Here is a 26,297-nt window from a genome sequence, read left to right on the forward strand (position 1 = left end):
GTGAGTCGAATTTGAAATTCGACCCACTCTTTTTTTGAAATTAATAAATTTTTATTTAATTGTTAAATACGTTAAAGTCCATATCCTTAATTTTATCTTTTAATTTATTAAAGATATTTTTGTTATCAATAATACTTGAAAGTACATAAGCTTTAATATAGTTTTCATCGGCTTTTTTACCTTCACGTGTACCAGCTTCAGCTAAAGAACTATACATCTCGTCTAGTTTGAACAGTGATTGTTCTTTTCTAGCAATATAAATACCTTCGCCAGCGTAATCTGCAGCTCTCTCATTATCACCCAGATTCAAAGAAAGATCAGACATATTAGCATAAATTGAAATACTATCGTGATAGTTTTCATCGCTAATTTTTTCAACACTAGCTTTGATCAAGTCTTTAGCTTGTTCAAAGTATACCTTTGCTTCATCAGTTGATTTCTTATTGACATAAGCCTTGGCGGTGTAGATATCAATCAAGATATCATACATGTCAACGTTCGCAATATTGACATTCATCGCACGATTGAAATCGAATATAGCTTTGTCATAATTCTTGCTGAGTTCATATTCTACTAACCCATTGAAGAAATGAATCAACTTGATTTCTTGCTTATTATTGATATTGATATCACTTAATTTATTGAGTTTATTCTCAATAGCTTCATAATCGTCAAAGTAAAATGATTTTTTAATATCACTGATAATTGAATAAATCTGACTATCATCATTGACGATCACAAGGTTCATTGTGATACCCAGTCTTTCACAAATGCGAACCAAGATTTCCATACTTGGAATCTTATTTTTTTTCTCGATTAAACTAACTGTTGCCTGTGTGCATATGCCATCGGCCAGCTCAGACTGAGAAATACCTCTGAGCTTTCTATAATGGCGAATTTTTTCACCTAAGATTTTCATTTTAAACTACCCCATTCATTTATTAATTTCAGGATAATTTAAACAGTTCTTAAAAAAAGTTGCAAGGAATAAGCAACAATAAATGTATTGGTTATAATTATTTAATTATTCACTTCAAAAAGCCATGCATCTTCTTCAGAACCATTTAATAGTTCCGGATTATCAGTTAACTTATCATTGATCTTAACAATCTTACCAGCAACTGGTGATTGTAGCTCAACAACAGCTTTTTGTGCCTCAACCTCACCAGTTGAGTCACCGACTTTAATATCATGTCCTAATATTGGCAAATCGACAAACTTAACTTTACCTAAAGCTTCCTGTCCGATTTTCGTCAAACCGACACGTGTTGTCTCTTCTCCAACTTTAGTCCACAAATATTTTTTTTCAGACATACCCTCATACCTACCTTTGATTAAATGTACCATTTTCAAACATATAACTCTTATGATGGAATCTCATCGACATTATTAGACCAATACCAATCATATTTCCCAAAAGTGCCGATCCACCTTGCGAAATAAATGGTAATGGAATACCTGTCAATGGTAACAGACCAATACTCATACCAATGTTTTCGAAAACGTGGAATAAGATCATCATGATAACACCAGTTGAAACATAAGCATAAAATTCATTTTTAGTATCAAAAGTGACTTGGATCATTTGATAAATTAATAAGAAATATAAGAATATCAAGACACATGAACCAATAAATCCAAAGTTTTCTCCCACAACAGAGAAAATCATATCTGATTCACGGACAGGAACATAGACATTAGAAACATTAAATCCTTTACCAAATAACTGTCCAGAACCAATTGCTTTCATATTCTGCCAAATTTGATACCCATTCTCTGAAGTATCTTGAGAAGGATTCAACCAACTATCAATTCTCGCAAATTGATAGGCTCTAAATCCAAAATGGGATAACTGCGATCTTCCCCAATCAGTCGTAGCAAACATTAGTGCCACACCACCAATTACTGCGACGATTAAGAAAGCCGTTCCAATAATTTTCCAATCGATACCTGAAACTAAAATAATACCACCTAAAATGGCGATAAATACCAACAATGTACCTAAGTCATTTTGCAATTTTAATAATACTAAAACTGGCAATGTCCAAAGAATTAATTTTCCTAATAATGAAAAATCACTTTTTAGAGTATGACTTCTAAATTCAGTATTATGATTCGTTACGATCTTGCTAAGCATTAATATATACGCCGGTTTCATTACTTCAGACGGCTGGAACGTAAACGGACCTAAAGCAAACCAACTTTTTGCACCTGTTTGAGCAAAATAAGTTCTACTGTATAAAACTAAAACTAATACCAGTAACGCTAATCCACCAAAATAGGCTATATTTGCGACCTGCCAAAGTTGCTCAGCATCTAGCTGCATTATAACGACAACAATAACAGCTCCAATGGCATACCATACTATTTGTGATGCAACATTTTTCAAGGGATTTTGAGAATCTTGAATTGTTGCAACGTAAATAGACATCAAGCCGATAAGGGCAAGCATCATAACCGAAAAGATGACCCCATAATCAATTCTTGATTCTAAATCATTTTCTCTTTTATTATTTTTTATTTGCATTTTAACACCTATTAATGATTATGTAGATTATACTGCATCAATAATTCATTTATTGCATCGTCAAGTTTTACTGACTTAAAAGGTGTGTCGTTACTTTCAACGTATGATAAGTAACGCTCACCTTCTTTTTTTATTGTACCAATGTACTTTTTACCATTCCAAAGTTCATAAACTTCAGGATCGTCACTGATATCTTTTAAACTAATTTCAATTGCTTTCTTTTTTCTAACCATTAAATCTTCCTATTCTTTACTATGAAATTTCTTAGCAATAATCTCGTCTTCATAATCTTCAGGATGAGGATTACGAAAAATGGTGAAATTATCCGGAACAGGATCCACTCCACCACGAACAAAGGGATTGCATCGCAAAATACGAGAAATTCCCATAATTGCTCCTAAAATAGCACCATGCTTTTTTACGGCATCAATAAAATAAGTGGAACATGTTGGATAATATCGGCAACTAGGTGGTAATACTGGAGAAATAAATTTCTGGTAAATTCTGACTAAGCCAATTAATATTTTTTTCACTTAGCTACCGTAGAAAATCTATCATATGAATCCATGTACCAGGCCACAAAACAGCCAATGGATTTGATCCACCAAGTGCAGAACCGATTAACATGCCAAGAATAAAGAAAATCAGAATAAGCAGAAATACCCAACCTATTTTTCGAAAAATATCTTTACGATATTCCCTACCAAAATCTTTTTTCATTATTCACCTAGTATTTTTTATGTTTTTCGATATTTTCAAGCAAAATTCCAGTTCCTAAGGCAACAGAATCAAGCGGACTTTCAGTCATTAAAACAGGAACTTCCAACTGTTCAGCCAATAATTTATCTAGATTCTTAAGTAATGATCCACCACCAGTGAGCATAATACCGCGATCAATAATATCAGCAGATAGTTCTGGAGGTGTTTGTTCTAGAACACCTTTAGCTGCTTCGACGATTTGAAGAACACCATCATGCAATGCTTCTTCAATTTCTTTTTCATTAACTGTGATTTCTTTTGGCAAACCAGTAACAATATCAATACCACTAGCAGAAAAAGTAACTTTTTCATCTGACTCCATTGCAGAACCAATTTCAATCTTGATTTGCTCTGAGGTTCTTTCACCTATAATTAAACCATGATTTGATTTAACATAAGCTTGGATAGCACTAGTCATCTTATCACCAGCAAAGCGTAACGAACGACTGGTTACTACATCACCCATTGAAAGAACGGCGATATCACTAGTACCACCACCAATATCAATAACCATATTACCTTGAGGTTTGAAAATATCAAGGCCCGCTCCAACTGCAGCGACTTTAGGTTCAAATTGTAAATAAACCTTTCCACCACCAGCTTGTTCAGCCGCCTCAATAATTGATTTCTGCTCAACTGGCGTTACATTAGTTGGAGCACATATCATAATTGTTGGTTTTGAAAAACGACTTCTAACATTTAATTTATCAATAAAATATTGAAGCATTTTTTCAGTGATATTAAAATCAGCAATTACTCCATCTTTTAGTGGACGGATGGCTTTAATATTTGCAGGGGTTCTACCCACCATTTGATAAGCATCCTGTCCAACCGCAACAACATCATCATTCTTAGTGTTGATTGCTACTACTGAAGGTTCGTTTAATACGATACCTTCTCCTTTTACATCAATAAGTACATTTGCTGTACCCAAATCAATTCCTAGATATTTCGACATACTATATCCTCCAAAATCTAAACAAAAAAAGTATATCATAACAAGCGCAATCATTAAATTGCCATAAATAAAAAAAGAAAGTGGATCAACCACTTTCTAAGCCAATTTATTGATGCTTGAAACGGTATGTAATACTAAAGTTTCTCTTCCGTCTTTATCAATTGAAACACGTCTTATATTGGCGCCTAAACTTCTTAACTTTTCAGTGAAATGATAATAACCACGATCTAAATATTGCAAATTAGAAACTCTTGTTTCTCCTTCAGCAACAATACCTGCTAATACTAAAGCAGCGGCAGCTCTCAAATCAGTTGCAGATACTTTAGCACCTGTTAATTGCGCAGGTCCAAACATAATTACAGAATTACCTTCTATCTTATAATCAGCCTTCATTTTACCAAATTCAGGGAAATGCATGAAACGATTCTCAAAAACAGTCTCCGTCATAACGGTAGTTCCCAAACTTAACAATTGGACCAAAGTCATTTGTGCTTGCATATCTGTTGGGAATCCAGGATGTGGTAAAGTCTTAACATCAACCGGCTGAAGATTATCAGTTCCAATGACTCTAATGCCTTCATCAGATTCTAAAATATTTACGCCCATTTCTTTTAATTTAGAAATTAGTGGGCGATTATGGATTGAAATAGCATCCTTGATCATAATGTCACCACCTGTAACAGCGGCGGCAACCATGAATGTACCAGCTTCGATCCTATCTTGCATGATTGAATGTTCACAACCATGTAAAGCTTTAACGCCTCGGATACGGATGGTATTAGTACCAGCGCCACTAATATCTCCACCCATTTTGCTTAAAACATTAGCAAGATCTACAATTTCCGGCTCACGAGCGGCATTATCGATAACTGTCTCTCCATCAGCCAAAGTTGCAGCCATCATAATATTTTGAGTAGCACCAACGCTAGGGAAATCTAGATAAATGTTAGTTCCCTTCAAACCAGAAGTTTTCGCGTCTATGAAGCCACCGTTTTGTTGAAACTCTGCACCCATTGCTTCTAATCCCTTAATATGCAAATCAATGGGACGTGAGCCAATAGCACAGCCACCAGGCATAGCTACATGAGCTTCTTTATTACGCGCTAACAATGGGCCTAAGACCACAATTGAAGCACGCATTTTATCGACTAGTTCTTCTGGTGCAGTTGTTAAAATTCCTTTTGTTGCATTAACTGTTAATATTTCATTATCTTCATCAAAAGTTACATCAGCACCAAGTGCTCGTAACATTTTTGTCATCGTTATGACGTCTGACAACGGAGGGATATTTGTTAGGCTCACTTCCCCTGAAGAGGCTAAGAGTGTAGCCGCTAAAATTGGTAGCGCGGCGTTTTTAGCCCCTTCAATTTTAACAGTTCCCTTTAACTTAGATGGTCCATTTACGATAATTTGTTGCACAATATTTTCCTCCAAAATGCTGGAATCATTAGAATTAGAAAAGTAAGGTCAAGTTTTGTGAAACACTGATTATGTTCAAGAAGAAAGAACTGACAGTGTATCCTAAAGCAACTGCTAAGAATGCAATTAATAACTGTAACATTCTAGGATTAACTGTTTTATTGTAAATTTTTTTCCAGTCAATAACTTGTAGACAATTAAAACTTAGCCAAATAAAAACTACGTGACTGACTAATGTAAAAATTGCATTAATTCCTAGATTTTGCATTCTGTAACCTCACTTTGTATAGCATAACACTGTCATAATGATATGTTTTACTTTATTAAAAATACTTAACTCTTTTCATAGTACCAAAAAAAGGGCAAAGACTAAACCCGAAAGTTTTATCTTTGCCCTTTTATTTTTATAATTTGGTATCTTCGTGTGAACTAACATTAATTCTGTTGATAGCTTTACGCAATGATACTTCTGCACGATCAAGATCGTCCACATTATGTTTTTCTTTAGCTGTTTGAATTTTCTTCTCAGCTTTTTCTTTTGCATATTTGGCACGTCTTAGATCGATATTTATAGCTCTCTCGGCACTATTGGCAACAATAGAAACGAGATTATTGCTGAACTCCAAAAATCCACCGTTAACTGCAATTGAATCTTCATGATCAGGACTATCTGGACGTTTAACACGTACTTCATCGATCTTTAACGGAGCGATGATTGGTTCGTGATTAGACATAATACCGATATTCCCACTGATCGTACTTGCAACGATAAGATTTGCATGATGGTCATAAACAACACCATCAGGAGTGACAATATTGACCGTCATTGATTCACTTTGATCAGCCATATTATTCCCCTCCCTTATTAATTAGCGACTGCCTCAGCAGCACCATTTTGTTGTTCATCTTCTGGTTCCCAGCCCATCTTCTTGGCTTTTGCAAGTACATCTTTAATTCCACCAACACCATTAAAGGCATCTTCTGGAACATCATCGTACTCACCATCTAAGATGGCTTTGAAATCTTTAACAGTTTCTTCAACAGGAACATAAGATCCTGGTACACCAGTAAATTGTTCGGCAACACTAAAGTTTTGTCCTAAGAAGAATTGAATACGTCTTGCACGTGCAACCGTAGTCTTTTCATCATCAGACAATTCATCCATACCAAGAATTGAGATAATATCTTGCAATTCACGATATCTTTGAAGAGCTTGTTGAACCCTTGTAGCAACATCATAATGTTCTTTACCAACGATTGATGGATCAAGAGCTGAAGATGATGATGCTAGTGGATCAACGGCTGGATAAATACCTTGTTCTGTTAACTTACGTTCAAGGTTAGTTGTAGCATCCAAGTGAGCGAAAGTTGTGGCTGGAGCAGGGTCAGTATAATCATCAGCTGGAACATAAACGGCTTGAATTGAAGTAATTGAACCCTTCTGTGTAGAAGTGATTCTTTCTTGCAATTGACCCATTTCTGTAGCCAATGTTGGTTGATAACCAACGGCTGATGGCATACGTCCTAATAGGGCTGAAACTTCAGAACCGGCTTGAGTAAATCTAAAAATGTTATCGATAAACAATAGCACATCTTGACCCTCAACATCACGGAAGTACTCAGCAATTGTCAAACCTGTTAAGGCAACACGCATACGAGCACCGGGTGATTCGTTCATCTGTCCATAAACCATGGCAGTTTTTTCAAGAACACCTGATTCCTTCATTTCATAGTAAAGGTCATTACCTTCACGTGTTCTTTCACCAACACCAGTAAATACTGAAATACCACCATGCTCTTCAGCAATATTGTGGATCAACTCTTGAATTAAAACGGTTTTACCAACACCGGCACCACCGAACAGACCAATTTTACCACCACGAACGTAAGGTTCGAGAAGATCGATAACTTTGATACCTGTTTCAAGAATTTCTGTTGATGTATTTAATTCATCATAAGCAGGTGCTTGTCTGTGAATACTGTCTCTTCTGAAGTCCGCGGGAAATTTCTCGCCTCCATCGATTGATTCACCTAAAACGTTAAACACACGACCCAATGTTTCTTTTCCAACAGGAACAGAAATTGGACTACCAGTATTAATAACGTCAACACCTCTTTGAAGTCCGTCAGTAGAACTCATAGAAATGGCACGTAAAGCACCATCACCTAATTCTAGGGCAACTTCAAGGGTAATTGTTGATCCGTCATGCTTTGTAATTTTCAAAGCATCATTAAGTTCAGGAAGATCTCCGTCTAAAGGAAACTCCACATCAACAACCGGACCAATTACCTGAATAACTTTTCCTTTGCTACTCATTAATTTGGCTCCCTTCTAAACTATTCTAGTGCAGCAGCACCGCCGACAATTTCAGTAATCTCTGTAGTAATTTGAGCTTGACGAGCACGATTATAGTGCAATGAAAGATCAGAGATCAATTCATCAGCATTATCAGTAGCACTCTTCATGGCTGTAACAGAAGCAGCATGTTCAGCTGTTTTTGCATCCATGATTGCTCCGAAAGTTAAGCATTCAATATATTGAGGTACAAGTGAAGCCAATACTACTTCAGCACTTGGTTCTGTTAGATATTCACTAGCAATGTGCTCTTCCTCAGGTGTTGTATCTTTAGGTTTAGATAATGGTAATAATTTATCATTAGTAAATCTTGATACAAGTGAGTTGACATGGTGGTTATGACAAACATAAATTTCATCAAAGCTACCTGCTTGATATAATTGTAAAATGGTTTTCACAATAGGCTTTATATCTTCAACTTCAGGAACATCTGGTAAACCACGATATTCGTAAGCTATATCGTAACCACGTGTCTTAAAGAACTCAGTTCCGGTATTGCCCAATGAAACAATTGTAAATTTACTTTTATCGTTATGATATTTCTCTTTAAAAAGATCCATCATAGCTTTTAAAATATTACTATTGTATCCACCGACAAGTCCACGGTCACTAGTTATAACAACATAAGCTGTCTTTTTGACTTCACGCACTCTAAGAAGATTATTAAGACTCATTGGATCCTTTGAGTTTCCACCAGCAGCAATCTCACTAAAGACATCGCCAACTGTTAAGTGCCTTATAATTTCATCAACTTTGTTTGCATATAATTGATAAGCAATAGATTTCTTTTCAATACGAGAGAGTTTAGCACCAGAAACCATTTGCATGGCTCTTGTTATTTGACCGGTTTTCTTAGTAGAAGAAATTCTTCTTTTAATGTCCATAAGTGACTCAGCCATAATTTAAACCTCCTGTATTATTTATCCTGCTTGTCAGATTTTGAAGCCAAGTAGTTTTCAGTGAATTCTTTAACACCTTCACTCATCTTGTCTTCATCAGGTAATTTACCTGTTTCCTTAATTTCTTTTAAGAGATCGGCATGATTTGCATCGAAAAATTCAGAAAGTGAAGCTTCATATTCTAGAATATTGTCAACTTTTACCTTATCAAGGAATCCTCTAGTTAAAGCAAATAAAATCAAAACTTGTTTCTCAACGGCCATAGGAGCATGTATAGGTTGTTTTAAAACCTCAACAGTACGACGACCACGATCTAGTTTTTCTTTAGTAGCTTCATCAAGATCAGAACCAAATTGAGCAAATGATTCCAATTCACGATATGAAGATAGATCCAAACGTAAGGTACCAGCAACTTTCTTCATTGCCTTGATCTGAGCGTCACCACCAACACGAGAAACAGATGCACCAGCATCGATAGCTGGACGAGTACCTGAATAGAATAAATCACTACTCAAGAAGATCTGTCCATCAGTGATGGAAATAACGTTTGTTGGAATATATGCGGAAATATCACCGGCTTGTGTTTCGATGATTGGTAAGGCGGTCATTGAACCACCACCAAGATCATCACTCAACTTAGCAGCACGTTCTAGTAAACGTGAATGCAAGTAGAAAACATCACCAGGATATGCTTCACGCCCAGGTGGTCTACGAAGCAATAGCGATATCTCACGATAGGCAGTTGCTTGTTTGCTTAAATCATCATATACGATAAGAACGTGCTTACCGTTATACATGAAATACTCACCCATAGCAGCACCAGCATATGGTGCAAAATAAAGCATTGGAGCGGGTTGACTAGGACCAGCTTCAACAACAATGGTATAATCCATTGCTCCGTTCTTTCTTAATGTTTCAACTTGACTTCTAATAGTTGATTCCTTTTGACCAATTGCTACATAAACACAAATCATATCTTGATCTTTTTGGTTAATGATCGTATCAATAGCGATTGAAGTCTTACCAGTTTTACGGTCACCGATAATCAATTCACGTTGACCACGTCCGATTGGAACTAATGAGTCAACGGCTTTCAAACCTGTTTGCAAAGGTTCAAAAACTGATTTACGTTGCATAACACCTGGTGCAGGTGATTCGATAGGTCTTGTCTTATCAGTCTTGATTTCTCCAAGTCCATCAACTGGTTGTCCCAAAGCATTAACAACACGTCCAATAAGTTGATCACCTACTGGAACCTCCATGATACGACCAGTTCTTTTAACTGTATCGCCTTCACGAATTTTGTCGTAATTACCTAAAATGATAATACCAACATCATCACTTTCAAGGTTTTGAGCCACACCAAAAGTACCGTCTTGGAATTCAAGTAATTCACTTGCCATAGCGTTTTCAAGGCCATTAGCACGAGCGATACCATCACCGACGTATGTAACTGTACCTACTTCATCAACTGAGAGTTCATTTTTATAGTTCTTCAACTGTTCTTTGATCAGTGAACTAATCTCTTCAGTTTTGATGCTCATTCTTTTCACCTCTACTTATTTATTAACTAATAGCATGTTTTTGATGTCATTAAATCGCTTAACAACGCTTCCATCAATTACTTGATCACCAACACGGATAATAACCCCACCGATGATTGAAGGATCGACCACTTTTGTTAAGTTTGCTTGTTTTACAGAAAAACGTTGTTTAACAACAGATCTAAGATTCTCTTCTTGTTTTGAGTCAAGTGGAACTGTTGTTGTTACGGTAACTTCAACAATTCCATTGTCAACGTCATATCTTTCGATATAAGCATCGGCAATTTCAACCAAACAATCCATGCGATCACGATCAAAAAGCATACTTAAAAAATCTTGCATTAGTTCGCCCAAGCCAGATTTTAAAGTTTCTACAACTTTAGCTCTTTCAGTTCGGGAAACTGAACGTCCAGCAAATAATATATTCAAACCAGGATTAGCAAGATAAACTTTTTTTAGACCTTGTAGATCTTTTAAGTTTTCTTCAACAGATTCTCGTTCGACTGCAACTTCGTAGAGTGCTCTACTGTAGCGCTGCCCCACTTGAAATTTACTTAGTTTCATTATTTACGGTCAACTCCTTAATATAAGAGTCGATTAGAGACTTTTGATCGTCTGCATTAAGCTCTTTAGAAATAACTCTTGAGGCTATTTCTAAAGACAAGTTTGCGATGTCATTTTGGGCATCTTGCATAGCATCTTGTTTTGCTTTTTCAGCGTCTTGTTTAGCTCTTGTTCTTACAGTTTCAGCTTCACTATGAGCGTCTGCTACGATGGCTTTCTTTTGTGAATCACCATTGTCTTTAGCTTTGTTGACGATCTCAATTGCTTCAGCACGTGAATTCTTTAATGCTTCTTCACGTTCCTTACCCAGCTTGTCTGCACGTGCACGTTCTTGATCAGCATAATCTAAGTCGCCAGAGATTTTTTCTGATCGGGCATCCATCATCTTTGTGACTGGACCCCATGCATAGTGTTTAACAGCTAGCGATAACAGGATAAAAGAAATAAGAATAAAAAGCATATCACCTAAAGCTAATTTGCCTGCTCCGAGTACTAATAAACTTGCCAATATTCTCAACTCCTTCCTTTCCTATAAAACATAAAAAAGGCGATTATATTTTTTATCGCCAACTAATGTATGTATTATACGAAAAGAATAACGAATGAAATAGCAATGGCAATGATAGGAACAGCTTCGATAAGACCAACACCGATAAACATAGTTCCTCTTAATTGACCAGCTACTTCTGGTTGACGAGCCATACCCTCAAGGGTTTTAGAAATAACAAGTCCGTTACCAATTGATGCACCAAAAGCTGCTAAACCAGCTGCAATAGCTGCCGCGATTTCTTTCATAATTTAAAAATCCTCCAATATAAAAGTTATTCTTTTTCCATTTTACGTGAAATATAAACCATTGATAATGTAGTAAATACGTACGCTTGGATGGCTCCAATAAAGACTGAAAAGCCTTGCCAGATCATTTCTACCGGAATAGCAATAACAAATGATACTAAGCCAAAACTCTTAGCAACAGTTCCAATAAGTGCAAGAAGTACTTCACCGGCAAATATATTACCGTAAAGACGCAATGACAACGTTAAGAAGTTCGTGAACTCCTCCAGAAGGTTAATTGGTAGCAAAAAGCTCACCGGTCTCGCATAATTGGACAAGTATGTGCCGAATCCGAATTTCTTTACAGAATAGTAATGTGCCAACATCAATGAGACTAATGCCAATGACATAGTAACTATCGGATTAGTTGTTGGCGACTTAATATACGTGAAACCATCAACCTTGATTTGGAATATTAATCCTAATTGGTTAGATACAAAGATAAACAAGAATAATACAAATGCGTAAAGACTAAAGCGACTACCAGAACCATCTGGAAATGCCGACTTAACAATACTATCTGTAAAATCAATCATCCACTCTAAAACATTTTGCGCTTTTCCTGGCTTCATCGTTATCTTACGAGATAGTGAGAAAACTAAAATAAAAACAAGAATAGCAGCAACAAGTGCTGATAGGTCATTTGCAACATTGAATCTTAAACCTAGGAAATCAATAAACTTGTACTTATCATCCAATAATAACCCCCCTTTCTTTACTTATTGAAAACATATTGATACCTCAAAATAATAACACTATAAAAAAAATATTCAAACAGTGTTTTTTTTATTTAGTACCAAATAATCTGTCTCCAGCATCACCTAATCCAGGGAAAATGTAACCACTATCAGTAATCTTTTCATCAAGTGAAGCTGCATAAATATCAACATCAGGATGTGCTTCTTGTACCGCTTTTACACCTTCTGGTGCGGCAACTAATACAACAAGTCTCATATGTTTTGCTCCACGTTTCTTCAAAGCATCGATCGCCATATTAGCCGAACCACCAGTAGCGAGCATTGGATCAACAATAAACAAGTCACGTTGATCGATATCACTAGGAAGTTTTACAAAATATTCATGGGGTTGGAGTGTCTTTTCGTCACGATACATACCAATATGACCAACTTTAGCAGCTGGAATTAGTTCTAAAACGCCATCAACCATTCCTAGTCCCGCACGGAGAATAGGAATAACGGCCAATTTCTTTCCGGCAAGAACCTTTTGAGTTGATTTACCCATTGGAGTTTCAACTTCAACATCCTTCAATGGCAAATCTCTAGTAATTTCATAAACCATTAATTCACCAATTTCATTGGCTACTTCTCTAAAAACTTTTGTTCCTGTGTGTTTGCTTCTGATGATTGTAAGTTTGTGTTGAATTAATGGGTGGTTCAATACTTGAAATTTAGACATTTTATTTCTCCTTATTTTCGTAATGTTTTTGTCCAGCAGATTTATTTAAACGGTTTCGATAAGCATCCCCATGATCTGCATCAGGAAATCCTTGCGCCAAAATATAATCAACTTTTTCAGCATCTAGACCTCTCAATCCTGCAAAGAGATGTTTTGAAGCAGAAAATACGTCGTTTCCCAGTGAGAATTTTCTGAAACTAGCAGGTGCTTCTTCAAGAATTTCATCAGTAGCTAAAATCCCGATTAGATCACCTTTATTTTGATATTGCGAAATTGCTTCAGGAAAATCATCTGTATCATCGACAATTATAACTTGCGCACTAGGGGCATAATGTTTATATTTCATACCCGGAGCTTTAGGAATTTCCTCATTCTTCACCTTATGATGATCACTTCTTACATCGTCAATAACCTTCAAAAGGTCATCAACAGTGATCATACCAGGTCTTAAAATCGTTGGTACATCAGTCGATAGGTCAATAACCGTTGACTCAACTCCAAGGATCGTTGGACCATCATCCAAAATCGCAGCTATCTTTCCTTTAAGGTCATGATAGACATGTTTAGCTAAAGTTGGACTAGGCTTTCCACTAGTATTAGCAGAAGGACCAACGATAGGTTTACCAAATTTTTCAATCAAGTCCAAAGTAACTTTATTCTTTGGCATTCTAAAAGCAGCTGTTGAAAGACCACCTGTGACTTCTTTTGACAATGTTCCTTTCTGAATAGGCATAATAATTGTCAAAGGACCTGGCCAAAAATTTTTCATTAATTTTTCAGCTAACGGCTTATAATCATTGTCAGCATATTGCCAGACCATCTCTGGACTAGAAACATGGACGATCAAAGGATTATCACTAGGACGCCCCTTAGCAGCATAGACATTTTTAACAACATCTGGTCTAGTAGCATCTGCACCAAGTCCATAAACGGTCTCCGTTGGAAATGCTACTAATTGTCCTTCACTAAGAAAATCGACCGCCCTTTGGACCTGTGAATCTTTCAGTATTTCTGTTTCCAAATCTACACCCTCTCCTTTTTAGCTTTAAGATACCGATCGTTACCATTAATATCCTTATAGAATTTTACCTGATATTCGGGCATATTATTAGCAAAAATTTTTTTTATTTCAGATTTTTGATGATAACCAAATTCCATATAAAGTGAACCATTCGAATTTAAATAATCAGCGGCATCTTTAGTTATACTCTGATAGAATTCTAACCCTTTATTTTCCCCATATAAAGCTAAATCCGGCTCATATTTAATAACACTTTGATCCATAACTTTTTTTTCATCAAGAGAAATATATGGTGGGTTTGATACGATCACATCAAATTTATCATTTTCAATTTTTTCAAACACATCGCTTTGCTTAAAAAAAACATTATTAGTTTGATAATTATCGGCGTTTAATTCAGCGACTTTTAATGCTTCGTTTGAAATATCAGTGGCTAAAATATCATCTTCTGGAAATTTCAGTGCTAGATTAATCGCAATAATACCTGAACCTGTACCGATATCCAAAATATTTTGTTTGTGATCAGTGTGATCATCAATTATTTTTTGTACCATTTCTTCGGTCTCTTGGCGAGGTATCAACGTATCACTATTGACCGTAAATGTTTTATTCATAAAGTATGCGTATCCCAAAATATATTGCACTGGTTCATCCATGCCTAAACGGATCACTCCGTCACGAAATTTTCTCATTATATCTCCAGGAACAATATCAGATCTATGCAATTGCAATTGAGTGTAATTAAAACCAGATAATTCTTCCATTAAGTATTGAGCATCTTCAGGATATTTATTTTGTTGTTCTAGCATTAAAAAAGCCCTTTTCAGGGCGTTAGAATAGTTTAGTCTCTCCACTTTGAATTTGCTCCAGTTTTTGAGTTTGATCATAAACAATCAAGGCGTCAATTATTTCTTCTAATTCACCATTCATAATACGATCCAATTTATTTAACGACAAACCAATACGATGATCTGTTACACGATTTTGTGGATAATTATAAGTTCTGATTCGTTCTGATCTGTCACCTGTACCAACGGCTGATTTACGTTTTTCATCATATTCACTTTGATTTTCTGATTCGTAATAATCATAAACACGTGATTTCAAGATCTGCATTGCTTTTTCACGGTTTTGTTGTTGTGAACGTTGATCTTGCATAGCAACTACGATACCTGTTGGTAAATGGGTCATACGAACGGCTGATGAAGTTTTATTGATATGCTGACCACCAGCACCAGATGAACGATAAACATCGGTACGGATATCTTTAGGGTCAAGTTCCAATTCTACTTCATCATACTCTGGCATAACTGCAACAGTCGCAGTTGATGTATGAACACGTCCTTGTGACTCAGTTGAAGGAATTCTTTGAACACGATGGGCACCGTTTTCGTATTTAAGTTTTGAATAAACTCTGTTACCAGTAATCATGACAGCTACATCTTTGTAACCACCAACTTCAGTATCTGTTTCATCGATAATTTCAAAGTTCCAGCCTTGCTTTTCAGCATATTTACTGTACATAGTCAAAAGATCAGCGGCAAATAAACTAGCTTCATCACCACCAGCAGCTCCACGAATTTCCATAATAATATTCTTGTCATCATTAGGATCTTTAGGAAGCATCAAAAGAGTTATCTCATGTTCAACTTTTTCAAGTTCTTCTTTTGATGAGTTTAGCTCTTCTTTTGCCATAGCTTGCATCTCAGAGTCATCAGTTTCACGTAAGATCTCATCGCTATCACTAATACTTTGTTTTAATTCTTTGTAGTGATTAAAAGCACTAACAACATCACGCATATCAGCTTCTTCTTTTGAATACTTCATATAACGCTTTGTGTCATTAATAACTTCAGGATCACTCATTAATTCTTGTAGTTCACTGTATCTTTCAACTAGAGTTTCTAGTTGCTCTAATATTTTATCCAACTTAACGATCCTTTCTTAAGCTATTTTATCGGAGGATTATTATAATGGCGGCGACAAACGGGATAATACATTTCATTCCCACCAATGGCAATTTGTTCACCTTCATATACAGGTTTTCCATTAGCCATTCTCATATTCATCGTTGCCTTTTTCTTACAAAACCAACAAATAGTTTTCATTTCTTCCAATTTGTCGGCATATAATAGTAGGTATTTTGAACCTTCAAATAATTCATTCCTAAAATCATTTTTTAAACCAAATGCCATCACGGGGATATTCATCTCGTCAACCACTTTAGTAGCTTGTAATACTTGATCTTTAGTCATAAATTCGCACTCATCGATCAAAATACATGCTGCATCGGGATTTTCACTTTTGACTATTTCATAAAAATTTGACTCTGGTGTGAGCGCAATTGCATCAGCAGATAAACCGATCCTACTCTTAATTGTACCAACACCTGAGCGTGTATCAAAGGCACTAGTCATTAAAATAACTGATTTACCTTGTTCTTTATAGTTGTGAGCCACTTTCAAAATTTCAATAGACTTACCACTATTCATTGCACCATACTTAAAAAATAATTGCGCCACTTTTCCGCCTCCAAATAGATTCCTTGAAGATTATAACTAAAAAAACGACTATTGAACATATTAAACATTACCTAAATTGAATCAATTTGCGATAAAATAGCATTTAATTATGATAATATTATTTTAATTAAGTTAATTGGGGTTTTATAATGACATTTAAATCAAGTATTGCAACACTAGCAGGAAAGAGTTCCTATTTTATTTTAAGTAAATTTTTTAACGGTGGTTCATCCTACCCAGGAAAAATTGCTTATAAGATCGACCCAGATATTTTAAAAAGTCTTGGTAAAAATTATGATTTGATCATCGTTACCGGAACAAATGGTAAAACATTAACTACATCTTTGATCAATAAGATGTTAACACAAAAGTACGATGACGTTTTGACCAACCCAACTGGATCAAATATGATTCAAGGTATCGTAACCAGTTTTGTTACACATCATAAAAAATCTAAAAAGCCACTTGCTGTTTTAGAAGTTGATGAAGCTAACGTAGAGATAATATGTAGATATATAAAACCTAAGTATTTTATTTTAACTAATATCTTTCGTGATCAAATGGATCGTTACGGTGAAATATACACTACTTATCAAAAAATTCTAAATGGTATCAAACTTGCGCCTGAAGCCACGATCATTGCTAATGGAGACGCATCAATTTTTTCTTCAAAAGAACTACCGAACAAAGTTATTTATTATGGATTTAATGCTGATGGTCACGAAAACGAAGACTTCAAAGCACCTACAAATACAGATGGCGTCTTATGTCCTAAATGTAATCATATTATGCATTATCACATGATAACCTATGCAAACCTTGGTAGTTATTTCTGCCCTAATTGCGGATTTAAACGTAATGAATTGAAATATCAAGTAACTTCAGTTGATGAACTGCTACCTAATATCAGTAAATTTTCAATTGATGGCAATCACTTCGAGATGAATATCGGTGGTAAATACAACGTTTATAATGCTTTAGCAGCCTATGCTATTGCAAAAGAAATGGGTATCAACACAGATCAGATCAAAAAGGCTTTTGCTTATGATGAAAAGGTTTTTGGAAGACAAGAAACAATTAAAGTCGATAACAAAGAAGTAAATATTATCCTAGTTAAAAATCCTGTTGGATTAAATCAGGTTATAGAAACTATTCTTAGTGATCACGCTGATTATTCATTGGCCTTCTTATTAAATGCAAACTATGCCGATGGAATCGATACTAGTTGGATCTGGGACGGTAATTTTGAAGACTTTGATTATCAAAAACTACCATTAGTTATTACTGGTGGGAAACGTGTTAAGGATGTTACCTATCGTTTTAAGATCGCCGGATTAGATATGAATAAGAACAAAGAAACAATCGAGATAGAAGATTTTGTCAAAGAAATCCCCAATATCCCTACAGATAAAATTTACGTTTTAGCTACATATACGGCTATGTTGTCATTAAGAAAAGTTCTAAATGATAAAGGTTACATTAAATAAAAAATCAAATCGGAAATTCCGATTTGATTTTTTATTTGCTCTCATTTAAGAAACTATTTAAAATTGTCTCACGACGCTCCAAAAAAATTTGATTATGCTCAACTGGATGAACACGATTGGTTAAAACAACCATTGCATTTTGATGCTGATAATCTAAGGCAATAAAATGTCCCGTATAGCCAGTGTGGAATAAAATATTTCCCGGTTTAATATCCCAACCAAATGACCTACCTGGATTCAAGTCAGTATAATTTTTATAGAGAAACTTATAATTAGTATTCAACATAATTTTAGAAAATTGCATGACATCAATTAAATTATCAAACATACCAGCAGAACCACAATGTTTTCCTAATTGACGTGCTTTAGGATCATTGGGAATTCCAACCAACATTTTCCCATTTACTTCGTACGTCGGCGTACAACGACTTACTTCCGGGTCAAATGTTGCATCTTCTAAATTAAATGTTTCATGAACAAACTTTTTAATAACATCCTGAATCGGTTCATGATAGATAGTTTCAATTATCAATCCTAAAAAGATCATGCCTGTATCCGTATAAACGACTTTCTTATTGAAATTATCAGTCACAGGTAGTTTTAAAAGTGCAGAAATAAGCTGTTCACCATTCAAACTATCACGATTAGGAATATATCCTGCAATACCTGAAGTGTGCGTCAATAGATGAAATATTTCCACACGCTCATCTTTAAATTGTGGTAAATATTTTTTAATAGGATCATGCAAATTTATTTTTTTCTCTTCAATCAACTTCAAAATAATCGGTACTGTACCCATTACTTTAGTTAAAGAAGCTAGATCATATAATTCATTGCCTTTAAGCGGTGTGATCTCCGGAACCCAAGATTTATTTCCCGCATAATTAGCTTCATCATAACTAGTCTTTATCTGCTTGCCATGGTTACTGATAAATCCATAGCTTACTCCCGGAACAATTTGTTGATTAACCAAATTTAAGATTTGTGCTTCAGTTTCTTGAAATTTTTTCATGCCATTATCTCCACAACGTTTAGTAAATTTATTGTATCGTAAAAATAACCGACAGGATAATTTTAAGTAAACAAAAAATCTCCTCATCACTTGTGATTTGGAGATTTAAATATATCTATAGATTCTTACTTAAAGTAACTGCATCGGCTTTGACCCACTCATTTGTAGATACTCGGTACATTTTAATACCATTGATAACAGCTACTTTATCGATCTTCCAAGATGTATTGGCAGATAAATTACGTCCTGACTCTATACCATTTTCATTATAAACAGTTACATTGTTATCGGCATTGACAACTCCATCAACCGCTACATAAGGTAGAACACTTTGGTCTTTTACAAATTCATTAGTTGATACTCGATAGTATTTAACATTGTTAATTTCTGTATAACGATCAAATAACCAATCTGAACCTGCTGTCAATTCTGGTTCAACAACATTACCATGTTCATCGAATAAAGTCTTATTGCTATCAAGATAGGCTTTGACAGTACCTTTATCAGAAGCATAAACATAAACATCGTCTGCTCTTACCCATTCATCAGTTGATACTCGATAATACATTAAATTATTGCTCATCAAGACTTGATCACTTTGCCAATCAGTATCAGCGTCTATAAATCTTCCGTCTATTGTATTGCCGTTACTATCATACAATTGAACTTTAGGTTTATCTGAGTAAGTACTGATCGTTTGATTTTGATCAACAATTTTTGAATCATTTGTTTCTGAATTATCAGAAGGATAATCAATAGAATTCGAATTATTATTATTGTCATTCGTCTGATTACCAGTATTTGTACTATCAGTAGATCCAGAATCATCACTGGCCTTTTTTGGAACATATTCAACGAATTCATCAGTTGTAATAGTACTATCGCTGTTAACAACTGCCGTCACAGTGGTCTTATCCGCTTTATACTCATCAATTTGGGGAACGTCCACAGTAATGCTTTGACCAACTTTACCGGTGACATTTAGAACAATTTGCGGCCCTAAATTAGAGTTGATCGTTACATTAGCAGTTACTGATTGGTCGGTAACTGCACCTTCACGTACCCAAGTATCACTAGGTCCATTGCTGGCAGAATACAAATTCATAAGCTCATCTGAAGATAATCTAGAGCTTGCATCTGGATTTTCAACGGTTCCACTACCTACATTGACCCAATAGCCAGTTAAAGTACCTTCTTTAGGCAGTTCTGGTAAAGCAACTTCTGAGCTACTTGGAGCAATAAAGTGATCATTTGGACCCAATATAAATTCTTGGATATCACTATTTTCAAACATTAATTGGGCAACGGCATTGGTTGAACTCATTGTCCAAGTAGATAAATCTAAAGTATGGAGATTCTTAACACCGCTGAACATATTATTAAGGCCGCCAATTATTCCTGCCCAAGATAAACTGTTATCAATTACATTACTCAAGTCCCAATTAGAAACGTCTAAGTTAGTGACTTTACTGCCTTCAAACATTGAATTCATAGTTGTTACTTTTGAGATATTCCAATTTGAAAGCTTTATATTTTGAGATCCAGAGTCTTCAAACATCGAAGACATATCCGTTACGTTAGAAGTTTTCCAATTACTTAAATCTAAATCTCCCAATGATGTAGTACCGCTAAACATTGAAGCAAAAGTATTGGCACTGCTTGTATCCCAGTTTGAAAGGTCTGTATAGCCTAATGAAGAGTCTTTTAAGAACATTCCATTAAATCTTTTTACATTTGAAACATTCCATCTTCCTAAAGCAATCGATCTTAGATTGTAGTCATTCATAAACATATAAGTCATATCGGTTACGTTTGAAACATCCCAATTTAAAAGTCCCAAGTATGTAATATTATTTTGACCGGCAAACATTGACGCCATATTTTTTACTTTTGATGTATTCCATTTAGCTACTTCGATGTCATTTAACTTACCCCAGCCAGAAAACAAATCATTACTAAACATTTCTTGCATAGTAGTAACGTTTGAAGTATCCCAATTTGATACATCTAGGCTTGTTAAAGAAGATGTTTGATTAAATAAATAACTCATATCAGTAACTTTAGAGGTATTCCATTTTGATACATCAAGATCATTTAGTGCCAAATCACCTTGAAATAAATAGCTCATATCGGTTACGTTGGAGGTATCCCAGTTTGATACATCAATGCTCTGCAAACTGGCTAAATTACTTAACATAAAACTCATATCAGTAATACTTGAGGTATCAAAGTCACTTGCATTATCAATATTAGTAACATTTGATAACCCTGAAAACAATGCTTTTGAATCAGCGGAACCTGAAACCTTACCATCAAAAGAAATAGATTTAACTTGACCACTATATGATGTCCACGGACCAACTGGATTAGAACCATTATCATTTAAGTCAGTTGTATCACCAAGTTGTCCGGCACCAATATGCAAAACACCATCTGAATTTATATACCAGTATGAAGTACCAAAAGTTCCTTGAGCAATATTAGGTTCAGAAACATCTGCACTAGTAGCGACCGGAGCTGAATTTTCTGGTGTTTTTTGAATTACACTTTGATTATCAGAACCACTATTAACCGTATTGACCGCATTACTATCATTACTTTCATTTGCTGTTGTAGATGAATTATCATTCAAATTACTTGAATTTTGATCATTTACTGGTTCTTGTGAATCTTTCTCTTCACCATTATCCGAATCAGTAGCAGTACTATTTGTATTATTTTGAGTATCGCTAGTACCAGCATTAATATCTTTGTTAGTTGATTCTGTATCTGTTGATGAACTGTCCGTTCCATCTTCAATGGTACTTGAATCATCTGAAGTATTACTATTTGAATTTGTTATTTGGGATTGATTATCGGCCGTTGGGGTTGATTGAACTGTTTGATCAGTATCAGCATGAACAGTGGTTGTTCCACCAAAAAGAATTGCACCTGCAAAAAAAAGACTGCTTACAACAATCCACTGTGTTCCAGATTTCTTTAATCTCTTTTTTACAACACTATTTGGATCACTTTTTAACTGATTAAATCTCATAATTGACACCCTCGATCCTTAATATCATTACATGAATAGTATAAATCTGAGAATGTTATAAAAAATTTCATAATTCGTATACATTTTTTATCAAATTTGGCATTTAGAATAATTATTTTAATATAAATCGATATTGTTGATCAGTTATATTTCCAAGAGTCTGAGACAAATAAAACGAAAAGGTCCGGTAATCTAAAATCAGATTACCGGGCCTTTTAGCCTTAATGCTCGAAAGCTGAACATGTTTTGTCCCACTCTCTGATATATTAAATTTTTACATTGCGACATTTCCAGCAAATTGTGAGTTATATAAGTCAGCATAAAAGCCATTTTTTGCCATCAATTCATCATGATTACCAGTCTCAATAATAGAACCTTCGTTCATAACGATTATCTTATCGGCATTTTGAATTGTTGATAGTCTATGAGCAACAACAAAACTTGTTCTATTTTTCAATAGTCGTTCCATCGCATGCTGAATATGGATCTCTGTTCTTGTATCAACCGAAGACGTAGCTTCATCAAGGATCAAGATCTCAGGATCTGCCACAAAAGCACGTGCAATTGTGATCAACTGACGCTGACCTTGAGAAATATTTGATGCCTCTTCATTCAAGACAGTGTCATAACCCTTTGGCAATTGACGTACGAAGTTATCAACGTGCGCCGCCTTTGCTGCAGTGACTATCTCTTCTTCAGTAGCATCTTCACGACTATATTTCAAGTTATCATAAATAGTTCCTGTAAAGAGCCAAGTATCTTGAAGCACCATCGCATAATGCTTTCTGACGTCTTCTCTAGTCATATTACGAATGTCTTTACCGTTAAGTTTGATCGATCCACCCTTAACTTCATAGAAACGTTCTAATAAGTTAATAATTGTCGTCTTTCCTGCACCCGTTGGTCCAACGATAGCTACCATTTCACCAGGCTTTACTTGTAAGTTATAATCCTCTAGTAAAATTGGCTTATCGTCATATCCAAATTTAACGTGATCTAAAGTAACCTTGTCATCAGTTTGAACATCAGGAATATCGACTTTCTCATTTTTCATTTCTGGTTCATCGATAATTTCAAAAATACGTTCTGCTGAAGCAATCGTTGCTTGGATCGTATTTGTCAAATTGGCAAGTTGAGCAATCGGTTGAGAAAATTGGTTCATATATTGTAAGAAGGCTTGGATATCACCAATTGGCAATTTACCATTAGCAACTTGAATACCACCATACATGGCGACAAAGACGTAACCTAAGTTATTTAAGAATGTCATCATCGGCATAACTAAACCGGAGATAAATTGCGCCTTCCAAGATGCCTTATATAATTTTTCGTTTTCTTTTTCAAAGACATCGATTGATTCTTGTTCGTGTGTAAAACTTTTTACAACTACATGGCCTGAATAATTTTCTTCAACTTGATTATTCAACAGACCTAATGATTTTTGTTGACGTTTAAAGAATTTTTGTGATTGTGGAGCAATTAATCCAACAACTATCAAACTAACTGGGATAGTTGCTAAAGCAATCAGAGTAAGTTTCCAACTGATCGTAAACATCATCCACAAGACACCAATGAAAGTAACAGTACTTGTTACTAACTGCGTGACACTTTGCTGCAAGGTACCAGCGATATTATCCATATCGTTAATAGCACGCGACATAATATCCCCATTTGAATGAGAATCATAATAATTAATTGGTAAACGTTCCATTTTAGATTTAAGATCTCGTCTTAATTTGAAAACAGTTCGTTGAGAAATACGAGTCATTACGAATTGTTGTAAGAAACTAAATAATGCAGATGCAACATACATCAACAATACGATCAAAATAATATGTTCGATTTTTGTAAAGTTGATTGGGAATTTACTTACTTGCATACCAGCCTTTTGCTGAGCCACACCAGTCATAAATCCCTTATAAATTTCAGTCGTTGCTTCACCTAAAATTTTCGGAGTTCTAATTTGGAAAATGGCAGATGCAATTGCAAGAACCATAACCGTTATGATTCCCACCATATATGAAGACATATACTTAGCAAGTCTGCCGGTCGTTTTCCAGAAATTCTTAGGTTTTACTTTTACTCCTGGGCCGTGATTACCTGGACCATGTCCTCCAGATGGGCGTGTTTGGGATTGTTCTTTAGCCATTACTTACCCTCCCTTAATTGAGAATCAATGATCTCTTGATATGTTTCATTATTTTCTTTCAATTCTTCATGTGTCCCTAATCCGACCATCTTACCGTCATCAAGTACAACAATTTGATCAGCATCAGCAACGGTTGAAATTCTTTGACCAACAATAACAACGACACTTTGCTTGATTCGTTGATCATTTTTCAAAGCCGTTCTTAAGTTTAGGTCAGTTTTAAAATCTAGTGCAGAAAATGAATCATCAAAGACATAAACTGAGGCATCTTTAACCAAGGCACGAGCAATTGCTAAACGCTGGCGTTGACCACCAGAGAAATTCTCTCCACCTTGTTCAACTTTGGCATCAAGTTGTCCATCTAATTCCTTAACAAATTCAGCAGCTTGGGCAATTTCCAATGCATTCCAAACTTCTTCATCTGTTGCATCTTCTTTACCATAAATCATGTTCTCACGAATGTTACCTTTAAAAAGCACTGCTTTTTGAGGAACCATTGATACGTGATGATTTATATCTTCATTGCTTAAAGCCTTAACATCAGTCCCATTCAGACTGACAACACCAGTTTCGGCATCAAAGAATCTTGGGATCATATTGATCAAGGTACTCTTACCTGAACCAGTACCACCAATAATTGCCAAAGTCTGGCCAGCTTCTATCGAGAAGTTAAGGTTTGACAATGCTAGTTTCTCCGCACCGTTATATCTAAAGTTAACGTCACTAAAACTTAATGATGGTTCATCCTTTACCTTAATTGGTTTGTCCATCGTATCAATTTGGCTTTCAGTTGCAAAAACTTCTTGGATACGAGCGGCTGAAGCAGAAGCACGAGGAACAAAAACAAACACTAGTGAAAGGATCATAAAACTCATTAAAATTTGCATTGCATAAGTCATAAAGGCAATCAAATTACCAACTTGCATTGACTGATCAGCGATATACTGTGCTCCAAGCCAAGTAATTCCAATATTAGTTCCACTCATTACTAAAGTAACGATTGGAAACATTAAGGCTACGATCGTGAATACTTTAATAGCATTGTTAGTGTAGTCAGCATTGGCGCCCTCAAAGCGATCTTGTTCGAACTTATCTTGTCTGAAAGCTCTTATAACACGAACTCCAGTTAGTCCTTCACGGAAAATCAAGTTCAATCGATCAGTCTTTTTTTGCATTGCTTTAAATAATGGCACAGCAAAATACATGACTAATCCAACCAAAACGATTAAAACTGGTATTGATATTAAGAATATTTTAGTCATAGCCGCATTCTTTTGATAGGCCATGAAACTAGCACCGATCAACATGATGGGTGCCATGATCATCATTCTTAACATCATTATCATAACGTTTTGAATTTGAATAACGTCATTTGTAGTTCTTGTAGTTAATGAAGAAGTATCGAATTTGTCGAATTCATCATTAGTAAAGTATAATATTTTTCTAAACAGGTCAGATCGTAATTTTCGACCTAATCCCTGTGATGCTTGAGATGCCATTAAGACATTTCCCAAGGCGGCTACGATCGTGATGAAAGAAACAATTATCATCTTAAAGCCGGCATGCATGATATAGTTAGTATTACCAGTAGAAATACCATTATTAACAATATCAGACGTGATATTTGGCAGGTACAACGTTGCAATAACTTGTGCTGTCATAAACAACAAAGCACCAAGAACTTGCCAAAGATTAATTCTCCCTCGAGCAATTTTAAGCATGTATTCACTCCCTTTAAAAAACTCATTCTAGTATTAAAGCACTTATTCGCAAAAAATTCTAATTTTTATTTAAAA

At 35.3% G+C, this 26,297-nt stretch carries 27 protein-coding genes; 1 reads left to right on the top strand and 26 read right to left on the bottom strand.

Features of this window, described 5'->3' with window-relative positions; all coding sequences use genetic code 11:
- Positions 1-55 precede the first annotated feature (55 nt).
- From EKM77_RS02670 to EKM77_RS02775, 22 genes are all read right to left on the bottom strand, one after another.
- On the bottom strand, positions 56-919 hold the full coding sequence (locus tag EKM77_RS02670; protein ID WP_125592365.1) for a helix-turn-helix transcriptional regulator: 864 nt from the start codon (positions 917-919) through the stop codon (positions 56-58).
- Positions 920-1,020: 101 nt separating this feature from the next.
- Positions 1,021-1,314 carry a glycine cleavage system protein H gene (locus tag EKM77_RS02675; RefSeq protein WP_125592366.1) on the bottom strand — a complete coding sequence of 98 codons (294 nt, stop codon included), beginning with the start codon at positions 1,312-1,314 and terminating at the stop codon, positions 1,021-1,023.
- Positions 1,315-1,324: 10 nt separating this feature from the next.
- Positions 1,325-2,527, bottom strand: coding sequence for an FtsW/RodA/SpoVE family cell cycle protein (locus tag EKM77_RS02680; RefSeq protein WP_125592368.1), 1,203 nt, complete (start codon positions 2,525-2,527; stop codon positions 1,325-1,327).
- Between the two features lie 11 nt (positions 2,528-2,538).
- The gene (locus EKM77_RS02685) at positions 2,539-2,760 is read right to left on the bottom strand and encodes a DUF2969 family protein (RefSeq protein ID WP_125592370.1); all 222 of its coding nucleotides are present in this window, start codon (positions 2,758-2,760) and stop codon (positions 2,539-2,541) included.
- 9 nt (positions 2,761-2,769) lie between these two features.
- Entirely contained in the window at positions 2,770-3,060 is a 291-nt protein-coding gene (gene yidD / locus EKM77_RS02690) for a membrane protein insertion efficiency factor YidD (protein ID WP_125592372.1), read from the bottom strand.
- A 4-nt stretch (positions 3,061-3,064) separates the two neighbouring features.
- Positions 3,065-3,247, bottom strand: a complete 183-nt coding sequence (locus tag EKM77_RS02695; RefSeq protein ID WP_125592374.1) for a DNA-directed RNA polymerase subunit beta — start codon at positions 3,245-3,247, stop codon at positions 3,065-3,067.
- Positions 3,248-3,254: 7 nt separating this feature from the next.
- Positions 3,255-4,244, bottom strand: a complete 990-nt coding sequence (gene mreB / locus EKM77_RS02700) for a rod shape-determining protein (protein WP_125592376.1) — start codon at positions 4,242-4,244, stop codon at positions 3,255-3,257.
- Positions 4,245-4,340: 96 nt separating this feature from the next.
- Positions 4,341-5,663 (bottom strand): UDP-N-acetylglucosamine 1-carboxyvinyltransferase, encoded by a 1,323-nt coding sequence (gene murA, locus EKM77_RS02705; RefSeq protein WP_125592378.1) that lies wholly within the window; start codon positions 5,661-5,663, stop codon positions 4,341-4,343.
- 34 nt (positions 5,664-5,697) lie between these two features.
- Positions 5,698-5,931: a DUF1146 family protein gene (locus EKM77_RS02710; RefSeq protein ID WP_125592380.1), complete on the bottom strand. Its 234-nt coding sequence runs from the start codon at positions 5,929-5,931 to the stop codon at positions 5,698-5,700.
- A 136-nt stretch (positions 5,932-6,067) separates the two neighbouring features.
- Positions 6,068-6,511, bottom strand: coding sequence for a F0F1 ATP synthase subunit epsilon (locus tag EKM77_RS02715; RefSeq protein WP_125592382.1), 444 nt, complete (start codon positions 6,509-6,511; stop codon positions 6,068-6,070).
- Positions 6,512-6,528: 17 nt separating this feature from the next.
- Positions 6,529-7,980, bottom strand: coding sequence for a F0F1 ATP synthase subunit beta (atpD, locus tag EKM77_RS02720; RefSeq protein WP_125592384.1), 1,452 nt, complete (start codon positions 7,978-7,980; stop codon positions 6,529-6,531).
- A 20-nt stretch (positions 7,981-8,000) separates the two neighbouring features.
- Positions 8,001-8,918 (bottom strand): F0F1 ATP synthase subunit gamma, encoded by a 918-nt coding sequence (locus tag EKM77_RS02725; protein ID WP_125592386.1) that lies wholly within the window; start codon positions 8,916-8,918, stop codon positions 8,001-8,003.
- A gap of 17 nt (positions 8,919-8,935) precedes the next feature.
- Positions 8,936-10,462, bottom strand: coding sequence for a F0F1 ATP synthase subunit alpha (gene atpA / locus EKM77_RS02730; protein ID WP_125592388.1), 1,527 nt, complete (start codon positions 10,460-10,462; stop codon positions 8,936-8,938).
- A gap of 15 nt (positions 10,463-10,477) precedes the next feature.
- Positions 10,478-11,026 carry an ATP synthase F1 subunit delta gene (atpH, locus tag EKM77_RS02735; RefSeq protein WP_125592390.1) on the bottom strand — a complete coding sequence of 183 codons (549 nt, stop codon included), beginning with the start codon at positions 11,024-11,026 and terminating at the stop codon, positions 10,478-10,480.
- A complete protein-coding gene (gene atpF / locus EKM77_RS02740; protein WP_125592392.1) occupies positions 11,013-11,534 on the bottom strand; it encodes a F0F1 ATP synthase subunit B in 522 nt (173 codons plus the stop codon). Before atpF ends, atpH begins: the two co-directional genes overlap by 14 nt.
- A gap of 74 nt (positions 11,535-11,608) precedes the next feature.
- Entirely contained in the window at positions 11,609-11,821 is a 213-nt protein-coding gene (gene atpE, locus EKM77_RS02745; RefSeq protein ID WP_057765691.1) for a F0F1 ATP synthase subunit C, read from the bottom strand.
- A gap of 26 nt (positions 11,822-11,847) precedes the next feature.
- Complete coding sequence (gene atpB / locus EKM77_RS02750; RefSeq protein ID WP_125592394.1) at positions 11,848-12,558, bottom strand: F0F1 ATP synthase subunit A; 711 nt, start codon at positions 12,556-12,558, stop codon at positions 11,848-11,850.
- Positions 12,559-12,646: 88 nt separating this feature from the next.
- Positions 12,647-13,276: a uracil phosphoribosyltransferase gene (gene upp / locus EKM77_RS02755; RefSeq protein ID WP_125592396.1), complete on the bottom strand. Its 630-nt coding sequence runs from the start codon at positions 13,274-13,276 to the stop codon at positions 12,647-12,649.
- A 1-nt stretch (position 13,277) separates the two neighbouring features.
- The gene (locus EKM77_RS02760) at positions 13,278-14,297 is read right to left on the bottom strand and encodes an L-threonylcarbamoyladenylate synthase (protein ID WP_125592398.1); all 1,020 of its coding nucleotides are present in this window, start codon (positions 14,295-14,297) and stop codon (positions 13,278-13,280) included.
- A gap of 2 nt (positions 14,298-14,299) precedes the next feature.
- Positions 14,300-15,184, bottom strand: coding sequence for a peptide chain release factor N(5)-glutamine methyltransferase (prmC, locus tag EKM77_RS02765; protein WP_125592400.1), 885 nt, complete (start codon positions 15,182-15,184; stop codon positions 14,300-14,302).
- Positions 15,129-16,226, bottom strand: a complete 1,098-nt coding sequence (gene prfA / locus EKM77_RS02770; RefSeq protein WP_125592402.1) for a peptide chain release factor 1 — start codon at positions 16,224-16,226, stop codon at positions 15,129-15,131. Before prfA ends, prmC begins: the two co-directional genes overlap by 56 nt.
- Before the next feature lie 20 nt (positions 16,227-16,246).
- Positions 16,247-16,819: a thymidine kinase gene (locus tag EKM77_RS02775; RefSeq protein ID WP_125592404.1), complete on the bottom strand. Its 573-nt coding sequence runs from the start codon at positions 16,817-16,819 to the stop codon at positions 16,247-16,249.
- A 149-nt stretch (positions 16,820-16,968) separates the two neighbouring features.
- On the opposite strand from EKM77_RS02775, the gene EKM77_RS02780 reads away from it, so the two are divergent.
- On the top strand, positions 16,969-18,306 hold the full coding sequence (locus EKM77_RS02780; protein ID WP_125592406.1) for a Mur ligase family protein: 1,338 nt from the start codon (positions 16,969-16,971) through the stop codon (positions 18,304-18,306).
- 31 nt (positions 18,307-18,337) lie between these two features.
- Here EKM77_RS02780 and EKM77_RS02785 read toward each other — a convergent pair whose 3' ends face one another.
- From EKM77_RS02785 to EKM77_RS02800, 4 genes are all read right to left on the bottom strand, one after another.
- Complete coding sequence (locus tag EKM77_RS02785) at positions 18,338-19,318, bottom strand: serine hydrolase domain-containing protein (protein WP_125592407.1); 981 nt, start codon at positions 19,316-19,318, stop codon at positions 18,338-18,340.
- Between the two features lie 115 nt (positions 19,319-19,433).
- Positions 19,434-22,352, bottom strand: a complete 2,919-nt coding sequence (locus EKM77_RS02790; RefSeq protein ID WP_125592409.1) for a BspA family leucine-rich repeat surface protein — start codon at positions 22,350-22,352, stop codon at positions 19,434-19,436.
- A 274-nt stretch (positions 22,353-22,626) separates the two neighbouring features.
- Positions 22,627-24,501, bottom strand: coding sequence for an ABC transporter ATP-binding protein (locus EKM77_RS02795; RefSeq protein ID WP_125592411.1), 1,875 nt, complete (start codon positions 24,499-24,501; stop codon positions 22,627-22,629).
- Positions 24,501-26,222: an ABC transporter ATP-binding protein gene (locus tag EKM77_RS02800; RefSeq protein ID WP_125592413.1), complete on the bottom strand. Its 1,722-nt coding sequence runs from the start codon at positions 26,220-26,222 to the stop codon at positions 24,501-24,503. Before EKM77_RS02800 ends, EKM77_RS02795 begins: the two co-directional genes overlap by 1 nt.
- Between the last annotated feature and the right edge of the window lie 75 nt (positions 26,223-26,297).

It is taken from the genome of Companilactobacillus baiquanensis (genome assembly GCF_003946605.1).
Classification (GTDB): Bacteria; Bacillota; Bacilli; order Lactobacillales; family Lactobacillaceae; genus Companilactobacillus; species Companilactobacillus baiquanensis.

What these genes read in the sequence shown, in the direction of transcription:
- EKM77_RS02670 (WP_125592365.1), bottom strand. Translation starts at nt 919, where the DNA reads ATGAAAATCTTAGGTGAAAAAATTCGCCATTATAGAAAGCTCAGAGGT.
- EKM77_RS02675 (WP_125592366.1), bottom strand. Translation starts at nt 1,314, where the DNA reads ATGTCTGAAAAAAAATATTTGTGGACTAAAGTTGGAGAAGAGACAACA.
- EKM77_RS02680 (WP_125592368.1), bottom strand. Translation starts at nt 2,527, where the DNA reads ATGCAAATAAAAAATAATAAAAGAGAAAATGATTTAGAATCAAGAATT.
- EKM77_RS02685 (WP_125592370.1), bottom strand. Translation starts at nt 2,760, where the DNA reads ATGGTTAGAAAAAAGAAAGCAATTGAAATTAGTTTAAAAGATATCAGT.
- EKM77_RS02695 (WP_125592374.1), bottom strand. Translation starts at nt 3,247, where the DNA reads ATGAAAAAAGATTTTGGTAGGGAATATCGTAAAGATATTTTTCGAAAA.
- mreB (WP_125592376.1), bottom strand. Translation starts at nt 4,244, where the DNA reads ATGTCGAAATATCTAGGAATTGATTTGGGTACAGCAAATGTACTTATT.
- EKM77_RS02710 (WP_125592380.1), bottom strand. Translation starts at nt 5,931, where the DNA reads ATGCAAAATCTAGGAATTAATGCAATTTTTACATTAGTCAGTCACGTA.
- EKM77_RS02715 (WP_125592382.1), bottom strand. Translation starts at nt 6,511, where the DNA reads ATGGCTGATCAAAGTGAATCAATGACGGTCAATATTGTCACTCCTGAT.
- atpD (WP_125592384.1), bottom strand. Translation starts at nt 7,980, where the DNA reads ATGAGTAGCAAAGGAAAAGTTATTCAGGTAATTGGTCCGGTTGTTGAT.
- EKM77_RS02725 (WP_125592386.1), bottom strand. Translation starts at nt 8,918, where the DNA reads ATGGCTGAGTCACTTATGGACATTAAAAGAAGAATTTCTTCTACTAAG.
- atpA (WP_125592388.1), bottom strand. Translation starts at nt 10,462, where the DNA reads ATGAGCATCAAAACTGAAGAGATTAGTTCACTGATCAAAGAACAGTTG.
- atpH (WP_125592390.1), bottom strand. Translation starts at nt 11,026, where the DNA reads ATGAAACTAAGTAAATTTCAAGTGGGGCAGCGCTACAGTAGAGCACTC.
- atpE (WP_057765691.1), bottom strand. Translation starts at nt 11,821, where the DNA reads ATGAAAGAAATCGCGGCAGCTATTGCAGCTGGTTTAGCAGCTTTTGGT.
- upp (WP_125592396.1), bottom strand. Translation starts at nt 13,276, where the DNA reads ATGTCTAAATTTCAAGTATTGAACCACCCATTAATTCAACACAAACTT.
- prmC (WP_125592400.1), bottom strand. Translation starts at nt 15,184, where the DNA reads ATGATCAAACTCAAAAACTGGAGCAAATTCAAAGTGGAGAGACTAAAC.
- EKM77_RS02780 (WP_125592406.1), top strand. Translation starts at nt 16,969, where the DNA reads ATGACATTTAAATCAAGTATTGCAACACTAGCAGGAAAGAGTTCCTAT.
- EKM77_RS02785 (WP_125592407.1), bottom strand. Translation starts at nt 19,318, where the DNA reads ATGAAAAAATTTCAAGAAACTGAAGCACAAATCTTAAATTTGGTTAAT.
- EKM77_RS02790 (WP_125592409.1), bottom strand. Translation starts at nt 22,352, where the DNA reads ATGAGATTTAATCAGTTAAAAAGTGATCCAAATAGTGTTGTAAAAAAG.
- EKM77_RS02795 (WP_125592411.1), bottom strand. Translation starts at nt 24,501, where the DNA reads ATGGCTAAAGAACAATCCCAAACACGCCCATCTGGAGGACATGGTCCA.
- EKM77_RS02800 (WP_125592413.1), bottom strand. Translation starts at nt 26,222, where the DNA reads ATGCTTAAAATTGCTCGAGGGAGAATTAATCTTTGGCAAGTTCTTGGT.